Source organism: Lactobacillus gallinarum DSM 10532 = JCM 2011, assembly GCF_001434975.1.
Taxonomy (GTDB): domain Bacteria; phylum Bacillota; class Bacilli; order Lactobacillales; family Lactobacillaceae; genus Lactobacillus; species Lactobacillus gallinarum.
In genome coordinates this window covers 1-2243 of the sequence record NZ_AZEL01000012.1, presented here as the reverse complement: position 1 = coordinate 2243, position 2243 = coordinate 1, and the positions used below count along the sequence as shown (strand labels likewise).

The 2243-nt window shown below is 48.9% G+C and carries 3 protein-coding genes; all 3 read right to left on the bottom strand.

All coding sequences use genetic code 11. The annotated features are described in order from the left end of the window. The coding region (gene tnpB, locus FC37_RS02660) for an IS66 family insertion sequence element accessory protein TnpB (protein ID WP_156400650.1) at nt 1-425 on the bottom strand (425 nt) is incomplete at its 3' end. Continuing rightward, nucleotides 418-600, bottom strand: a complete 183-nt coding sequence (locus tag FC37_RS10675) for a hypothetical protein (protein ID WP_025006485.1) — start codon at nt 598-600, stop codon at nt 418-420. The genes FC37_RS10675 and tnpB, both read right to left, overlap by 8 nt. A 176-nt stretch (nt 601-776) precedes the next feature. Continuing rightward, the coding region (locus tag FC37_RS02650; protein ID WP_156400649.1) for a mucin-binding protein at nt 777-2243 on the bottom strand (1467 nt) is incomplete at its 5' end.

Genomic DNA, 2243 nt, shown 5'->3' with positions numbered 1-2243 from the left:
AATCCAATTATTAAATTATAGTTGACTTCTATCAACACGATTTGACAGAGAGCCATAAAAATACCAAAAAAGCTCGTGAAATCAATACATTCACGAGCTCTTGTGTTTTTAATTTTAGGATCAATGGTAAAGCCCTGCATCAAGCGCATGACTTGCTCATCGGACAGCTCTCGCACTTCGTCTTCATTGTTTGGCCAGGCAAGCTTCCCATTCTCAAAGCGCTTATAGAGCAGCCAGAAGCCCTGGCCATCCCAATAAAGTGCCTTGAAGCGGTCCTTTCGACTGCCACAGAAAAGAAAACACCCGGAAAAGGGATCGAGATGGAAGCTCTTCTTAACTATGTAAGCAAGCGAATCGATCCCTCGATGCATGTCGGTCTTACCGCAAACAATGAACACGTGCCCCAGTTCTGCCAGATTAATCATGGCTCAAGAACCTGTCTACGACTTCGAGCATAAGCTCATTAATGGCATCACTGTAAAATGACAGCTCAATCCCATTGGATTTCAGGTTAAGAACAAGTTGGTTCTTTCCGGGCCTATTCTTAGGTCTGATTCTGTCCTTTGGCAGTTCGAGCGGTACGATTGGATGTTCAGTCATAACCTCCGTATTCAATTGTTAAGAACAGTATATGACTATTGAACAGAAGTCGATAGATACCGCGCTATTGGGCACTTACACTGATCCACGTGGCGGCAGAGCTGCTCAAGAAATTGTGCAACTAAAAAAGGCTGATGCCCTCAATTCTTGAGATCATCTGCCTTTTTCTGGTTTATTTAGTTTTCCTTCTTCTTGCGCTTGAAAGCACCTAGGATGCCGATTCCGCCGAGGATGGAAGCAAGTCCTAAGCCAAAGGCGGCCTTGGAATTGTCTTCACCGGTTTGCGGCAGCTGGTCTTGAGCTTGCGCAGACTCCTTGATGCTGATCGTCTTGGCCGGTTCAGCGGTCTTGACGGCCTTAGGTGCCTTGACAGGAGTCTTGACCAGCTTTTCGCCCGGCGCCTTTGCAGGCTTTTCTGGAAGGCCTTCCACCTTGCCAGTTGCCGTAGTCTCACCAGGAGTCATGGTGTGATCGTATGGAACCTTAGTGTCCTTGGTTGGATCGCTTGGCTTTACAGGGTCGCCTGGTTTGACGTTCTTTGGAGTCCAGCTTGGAACTTCTGGAACCTTGCCATCCACGACCTTGGTTGGGTCATTTGGATCGGTTTCGTACGGTACTGATGGCGTGTTTGGAATTGGGTTGCCGTCTGGATCTACCGGTACGATGCTGCCGTTTGGAGTGTAGACAACGGTGTAGCTGCGGTTTGGATCATCCGGAGTTACGGTCTCGCCGCCCACGCTCTTCTTGTCGGCAGTGTAGCCCGGCTCTACTGGAGTCGTTACCTCAGTGTACTTGTAGTCTTTTGGATCCCAAGTAGTCGTGGTTTCACCAGTGACTTCGTCCGTGGTAGTCTTGCCAGTGAAGGTTGTATCTTGCTCAACCGTCTTGGTCTTGACTACCCTGCCGTCCTTGTCCTTGTAGACGTAGGTTACGGTCTGCTTGCCAGGTACCGTAGTCTCACCAGGAGTCATGGTGTGATCCAGCCGAACAACGAAGACTTGGCTTGGAACATCAGTATCATCACTGGTGTCGAACTTAGTTTCCTTTGTTGGAATTCCGTTAGCGACCAGTTTATACCCATAGTCAAGGTAGGACTTCAATTGCGCATTAGCCTTGGCAAAGTCAATGGTCTCCCCCGTCTTCCCCGACAACTCAAGGTTATCAAGGGTGCGGTTCTCAGTATTATCAATAAACTGTACTAAGGCCGCAGCGGAGTTAGCAGTATAGGTAACGACGACATCGATGTCCTTGGCGTCGTGTGCCACGTTCTTGTTGGAGACGGTCTTCTTGTCAGGCTTGTAGCCCTTTACGCTTGGTGAATCCACGTCCTTGAAGTCCTGATTTGCTGACCACTTAGTTTCTAGCACTTCGCCGGTCACCTTGTCGATGACCTTAGAAGCAGTGTAGGACAGTGAGTCATGAACCGCATCAGGTGCCTTAGAACCGTCACTCATCACATAGGTGATCGTCCGGTTAACGGTGTCAGTCAAGCCGGCCTTGTCCGTCCCATCTGGGTAGTTTGCAGATCCTTTACCAGGGTTGATTGGTTCGCCCGGCTTGCCCGGATTTTCCGGAGTAACGGTGATTGTGCCATGTTTCAAGTGAACTTCAAAGCTATTGGACTTGTTATCATTTTGATACTT

Coding starts and splice junctions, on each gene's coding strand:
- FC37_RS10675 (WP_025006485.1), bottom strand. CDS start 600: ATGACTGAACATCCAATCGTACCGCTCGAACTGCCAAAGGACAGAATC.